The organism is Streptomyces sp. A18, from assembly GCF_059026065.1.
Genome location: NZ_JBWLKL010000043.1, coordinates 49,979 through 55,978 on the forward strand (window position 1 = coordinate 49,979; position 6,000 = coordinate 55,978).

Annotated in this window: 4 protein-coding genes and 1 pseudogene; 2 read left to right on the plus strand and 3 right to left on the minus strand. The window is 71.3% G+C overall.

Going from position 1 to position 6,000, the window contains the following annotated elements; all coding sequences use genetic code 11:
• The first annotated feature begins 127 nt into the window (after positions 1–127).
• Entirely contained in the window at positions 128–1,174 is a 1,047-nt protein-coding gene (gene rfbB / locus AC5P1C_RS37400; protein ID WP_493870428.1) for a dTDP-glucose 4,6-dehydratase, read from the plus strand.
• Positions 1,171–2,748 (plus strand): MFS transporter, encoded by a 1,578-nt coding sequence (locus AC5P1C_RS37405; protein WP_493870429.1) that lies wholly within the window; start codon positions 1,171–1,173, stop codon positions 2,746–2,748. The genes rfbB and AC5P1C_RS37405 overlap by 4 nt, the downstream gene beginning before the upstream one ends.
• A 40-nt stretch (positions 2,749–2,788) precedes the next feature.
• Here the strand turns inward: AC5P1C_RS37405 and AC5P1C_RS37410 are convergent, their stop codons facing one another.
• From AC5P1C_RS37410 to AC5P1C_RS37420, 3 genes and pseudogenes are all read right to left on the minus strand, one after another.
• Positions 2,789–5,095, minus strand: coding sequence for an ATP-binding protein (locus AC5P1C_RS37410; RefSeq protein ID WP_493870430.1), 2,307 nt, complete (start codon positions 5,093–5,095; stop codon positions 2,789–2,791).
• Between the two features lie 200 nt (positions 5,096–5,295).
• Complete coding sequence (fdxA, locus tag AC5P1C_RS37415; RefSeq protein ID WP_493870431.1) at positions 5,296–5,649, minus strand: ferredoxin; 354 nt, start codon at positions 5,647–5,649, stop codon at positions 5,296–5,298.
• A gap of 39 nt (positions 5,650–5,688) precedes the next feature.
• Positions 5,689–6,000: pseudogene (locus AC5P1C_RS37420) on the minus strand (2-oxoacid:ferredoxin oxidoreductase subunit beta); the annotation flags it as partial.

Below are 6,000 nucleotides of genomic sequence, written 5' to 3' on the forward strand. Positions count from 1 at the left end.
CCAACCGCCAGGAGCCGCCGGTCGGTCCGCGCCCGTGCACCCCGGGCACGACTATCGCAAGTCGCCGGTGCGCCGTCATCGCACCGGCCGCCACCCTGTAACCGTCCCGAGCTCCAAGGAGCCTGCTGTGACCCTTCGCATCCTCGTCACCGGCGGCGCCGGTTTCATCGGTTCGCACTACGTCAGAACCCTGCTCGCCGACCCGGACCGCGACGACGTGCACGTCACCGTCCTCGACCGCCTCACCTACGCGGGCAACCGCGCCAACCTGGACGAGGTGCGCTCCCACCCGGGGCTTCGTTTCGTCACCGGGGACATCTGCGACCCGGACCTCGTCGACCGGATCGTGGCGGGCGTGGACGACATCGTGCACTTTGCCGCCGAGACCCATGTGGACCGTTCCATCAGCGGTTCCCAGGAGTTCGTGCGCACCAATGTCCTGGGCACCCAGACGCTCCTGGACGCGGCCCTGCGGCACGGCGTGCGGCGGTTCGTGCATGTCTCCACGGACGAGGTGTACGGCTCCATCGCCCAGGGCTCCTGGCGGGAGGACCACCCGCTGCGTCCGAGTTCGCCGTACTCGGCCTCGAAGGCCTCCTCCGATCTGCTCGCTCTCAGCTTCCACACGACGTACGGCCTCGATGTACGGATCACACGCTGCTGCAACAACTACGGCCGCAACCAGTACCCGGAGAAGCTGATCCCCCTGTTCGTCACCCGGCTCCTGAGCGGCCTGCACGTGCCGTTGTACGGCACGGGCACCAACTCCCGTGAGTGGCTGCACATCGACGACCACGTGTCCGCCCTGGAGGCGGTGCGCACCGCGGGACGTGCCGGGGAGATCTACAACGTCGGCAGCGGCGTCGAGCTGACCAACCGCGAGCTCACCGGACTGCTCCTGGAGCACTGCGGCGCCGGCTGGGACAGCGTCGAGCAGGTCGCCGACCGCCTCGGGCACGACCTCAGATACGCCGTCGACACCTCCAAGCTGCGCGCCGAGCTCGGCTGGGCACCGCGCCACGACTTCGCCTCGGCCCTCGCCGACACCGTCGACTGGTACCGCAAGAACGACGGCTGGTGGGCGGACGGGGCGGCGCGGACGCACGGTGCGGGACACCCCCCGCAGGCAGTACACGCGGCTGGACCGACCACGGCCGGAAAGGGAATCCGATGACCACCACCGACCCCGACGGCCCCGCCACCGGCCCCACCCCGCGCGCCGGGGCGAAGGAGTGGCTCGGCCTCGCCGTCCTCTCGCTGCCCGCGATGCTGATCGTGATGGACATGACGGTGCTGCACCTGGCCGTGCCGCAACTCAGCGCCGATCTCTCGCCCAGCGCGCCCCAACTCCTGTGGATCACCGACATCTACGGCTTCATGGTGGCCGGCTTCCTGATCACCATGGGCCATCTCGGCGACCGGATCGGCCGCCGCCGGCTGCTGCTCGCCGGGGCCGTCGCGTTCGCGGTGGCCTCGGTACTGGCCGCGTACGCCACCGGTCCCGGCACGCTGATCGCGGCACGGGCGCTGCTCGGCCTGGCCGGGGCGACCCTGATGCCGTCCACCCTTTCGCTGCTTCGCACGATGTTCGTCGACGAACGGCAGCGCACCATCGCCATCTCCGCGTGGATGATGTGCTTCACGGCGGGCGCCTCGATCGGCCCGCTGGTCGGCGGCGTGCTGCTGCAGCACTTCTGGTGGGGTGCGGTGTTCCTGATCGGCGTGCCCGTGATGCTGCTGCTCCTCGTGCTCGGTCCGGTGCTTCTGCCCGAGTACCGGGCGCCCGCGGCCGGCCGACTCGACGTCACCAGCTCCCTGCTGTCCCTCGCGGCCGTGCTGCCCGCGGTGTACGGGCTCAAGGAGATGACTCGGCACGGCCTCGGCGTACTGCCGGTCCTGGCCGTGGTGTTCGGTCTCGCGGCGGCGATGGTGTTCCTTCGCCGCCAGCGCCGGCTCGCGGACCCTTTCGTCGACCTCGGCCTCTTCGCGGAGCCCCGGTTCCGGGTGTCCCTCGGCACCTTGGCGACCCTGACGTTCGTGATGTTCGGCATCAACCTGTTCATCGTGCAGTCGTTGCAGCTGGTGCACGGTCTCTCGCCGCTCGCCGCTGGCCTGTGGATGCTGCCGGGCAGCGTCGGCGGCATCGTCGGGACGGTGGCGGCCACTTCGGCGCTTCGCCGGGTGCGCCCCGCGTATGTCATGGCCACCTCGCTCGGCGCGGCCGCGGTGGGGCTGCTGCTCGTCGCCCTGGCGGGCCCGTCCGATCCGGCGCTGCTCGTGACCGGTCTGACGGTGATGGCCTCAGGGATAGCCCCGGCTCTCAACCTCGGCACGGACATGGTGGTGAGCTCCGCGCCGCCGGAGCGCGCGGGCGCGGCTTCCGCGGTCTCCGAGACCAGCAACGAGTTCGGCGGCGCCCTCGGCCTTGCCGTGCTCGGCAGCATCGGCACCGCCGTGTACCGGGGTCAGGTCACCGACGACCTGCCCGCCGATGTGCCCGCGACGGCCGCGGGCGCCACCGAGGACACCTTGGCGGGCGCCCTGTCCGTGGCCGATCGGCTGCCGGACGCGACGGCCGCACGCCTCCTCGACCTGGGCCGCGAGGCCTTCACCAGCGGCCTGGCCGCCATGGCCACGGTCGGCGCCCTGCTCGTCGCCGCCTCGGCGCTCCTCGTGGCCGTCACCCTGCGGCACGTACGGCCGGGGTCGCCGCCCGAGGAAGCGAGGGAGAAGGAGCGGGTCGCCTGAGGAGGCGGGCGCCGCCACGGCGCCCCGACCGCGGGCCGCGTCAACCGCCGCCGCGGCCCACCGCCACCTGGTCCACGTTCAGCGTGCGGAGTGTGAGCTTGGGCAGCAGCAAGGTGTCCAGGCGCATCAGCGTGCGCAGGGCGTGGCGGCGCCTGCGGCGGGGGCCGTCGTCACCGATGACCTGTCCAATCCTGCGGGTGGGCAGGGTGACCTGGCCCTGGCGGATCTTCGCGAGCAGGATGTGGGAAAGCTGGTCGATGGTGGCGTCGGCCAGGGCGGGCAGGGTCAGCGTCGCGCCCTGGTACTGGCCGCGGCCCCACGTCGGCCTGCGCCGCAGCAGGCTCGGCCGCGCCGCGAGGACCAGCATGATGGACAGCTGTTCGGCGGAGTCCATGAACTGCTCGAGGAAGTCCAGGCTCGTGTCGTCCAGTTCGTGTCCGTCGTCGACGAAGATCACCAGCGGGTGGTCGGATGCCACCGCGCGCAGCAGGCGGCACCCCGCCTCCCGCAGGACATCCACGCGGTGGGGCGCCGGGCCCTCGTCCCCCGCGTGCATCAACTCGGGGAGTTTGGCGCTGAGTTCGGTGGCCTCGGCCGGGTGCGCGATCCACGCGTACACGATCTGCTGGAGGAGCCCGGCGCGGGTCTCCGCGTCGCTGCCGTCCGGGGCTCCGCACAGCGCGGTCAGGATGTTCCTGAGCAGGCCGAGCGGCCGGTCGGCACCCTCGGGGCCGCACACGACGAACTCGACGTCCTCCCAGGAGGCCGTGGCGCGCCGCTCGAACTCGAGCAGCACCCGGGTTTTGCCGACCCCGCCGTTGCCCAGCACGGTGACGGTCTGGGGCAGGGAGCGGTGCCGCGACCGGCCGAGGAGCCCGGCCAGCACCTCCAGTTCGTAGTCCCGGTCCACGATCGGAATCGAGGGATGGGTCAGGGACCGCCAGTGCACACGGCGCACCTTCCAGCCCCCGGCCCCGCCGCCCGACGCGGCGTAGCGGACGATTCCCCCGGTGGTGGCGCGCGTGTGGGTGCAGGCGCGCACGGTGCCCGCCGCGGTGTGTGCCATCAGGGTCCGGGAGGTGTCGAGGAGCGGACCGCCGAGTACGGGTACGTCCGTGGCCCCTCCGTCCGGCTGCTCTGTCCTGACCTCTCCGGTCACCACGGTGGCGCGGATGCTGACCGACTGCTCCGGGGCCTCCTCCTGGCCGCCGGGCGCCAGCATCGCAAGGGCGGTGGACACCGCTCGCTCGGCCGCGTTGACGCCTTCGAACAGGGCGAGCAGCGCGGGGCCTGCCGGGGCCGCCATGACTCCGCCGAAGTAGTCGGCCGTGTGCCGCAGGGTCTCCGGGAGCGCGGCGAGGGCCCGATCCGCGCTCGCGGCGTCCGTGGCGGCGCCGAAGTCGACCGCGGCCTGCATCATCACCACGCTGCAGGGTTGTCGTGGACCGTCCGGCGGCAGGGCGGGCGTGAGGCCGTCGTCGGGGACGGCGCGCACCGGCTCGGCGTACGCCGCGGAGGGCTCGGGGGGCTCGGGGGCGGCCGGCACGGCGGGCGGGGCGGCGGTCGGTAGCGGCGATGCGCCCGGTGCGCGGGCCTCGGTGACCAACTCGACGGCTTCCCGGCGGGCTTGGGGCACGAGCAGCGAGTCGTCGTGGCGCAGTATCGACTGCTGCAGCTGCTGGAGCCCACGCCCGGGCTCCAGGCCGAGCTGGTCGACGAGGCGGGAGCGTACCCGGTTGTACACGCCGAGCGCGTCCGTGTGGCGCCCGCCGCGGTAGAGGGCGAGCATGAGCTGCCCGCACAGCCTCTCGCGCAGGGTGCCCGTCTCCACCTCCGACTCGATCTCACGCAGTACGGAGTGGTGTCGGCCGAGGGCGAGTTCGGCGTCGAAGTAGTCCTCGAGGACGTCCACCCTGGTGTTCTCCAGGCCGGCCAGCTCGGGCCAGGCGTAGCCTTCCTCCACGAGGTCGGCGAGCGCGGCGCCGCGCCACAGGCCCACAGCTTCCCGCAGCAGCGCCGCGGTGCCCGCCGCGGACCCCTCAGCCAGCCGGGTCCGCCCTTCCTTGGCGAACCGCTGGAACTTGCACAAGTCGACGGATTCTGGGTCCAATTGCAGAACGTAACCGGGCGGCCGGGTACTCAGTGAAGGCCTGCCCTCGGCGTCCTGGCGTTCGTTGAGCAGGACGCGCAGCCCCCAGATGGCGTTGTGGAGGATCTTGCGCGCCGTGTTGGGCGCTTCCTCCATGGGCCACAGCGCGTCCATCAGGACGCTGGTGGAGACCACACGGTTGGTGTTGAGGAGGAGGAATCCCAGGACGGCACGCTGCTTGGTGCCCTGGATTGGCACGCTCTCCCCGTTGTCGCACATTTCCAAGGGTCCAAGCACACGAAACTTCATGATTGTTCCTCGCTCCTCCCGAATACGGTGACCGTTCCGCGGATGGCCTGGGCGAGCGGAACGACTCGCTGACGGCGCCGGGTGTGGGCCCGTCTCCGCCGGCATCGGTGGCACTCACCCGCGGACGGGCAGGGAAGCGGTTCCCCCGTTCATGCTCCGATGGTGGTGTGCCCTCCTTGCGCGGGCCACGCGGCGGCGGCCCCGCTGCCGACCAGTGGATGATCCGCGGCCAGGGGGCCCACGGCGCCCGCGCCGCCCGGCGATCCGAGCTCCTTGAAGATCTCGGCGTTCGCGGACTCGAACTGTCTCCACTGCGCGGGGAGATCCTCCTCGTAGAAGATCGACTCGACTGGGCAGACCGGCTCACAGGCACCGCAGTCCACGCATTCGTCGGGATGGATGTAGAGCATCCGTGGGCCCTCGTAGATGCAGTCGACGGGACACTCGTCGATGCAGGCCTTGTCCTTGACGTCTATACAGGGCTGCGCGATCACGTAGGTCACGGAGACTCCTCGTTATCTGATGCGGCGGGTCAGGGGGCATCAGCGGGTAACGGTCCAGATGTCTTTGCCGGTGAGCAGTGCGGCGAGGTCGCCCTTGCCGTTGTGCTCGATGGCGGTGTCGAGTTGGTCGGACATCAACGTGTCGTAGACCGGGCGTTCGACGTCGCGGAAGACACCGATGGGGGTGTGGTGCAGGGTGTCGGGGTCGGCCAGGCGGGACAGGGCGAAGGCCTGGGTGGGCGAGGTCGAGTGCGCGTCGTGGATGAGGATCTGTGACTCGGTCTCAGGTGTGACCGGGACAACTTTGAGATCGCCGGTGGCCGCGTCGCGCACGACACCCTTGCTGGCGTC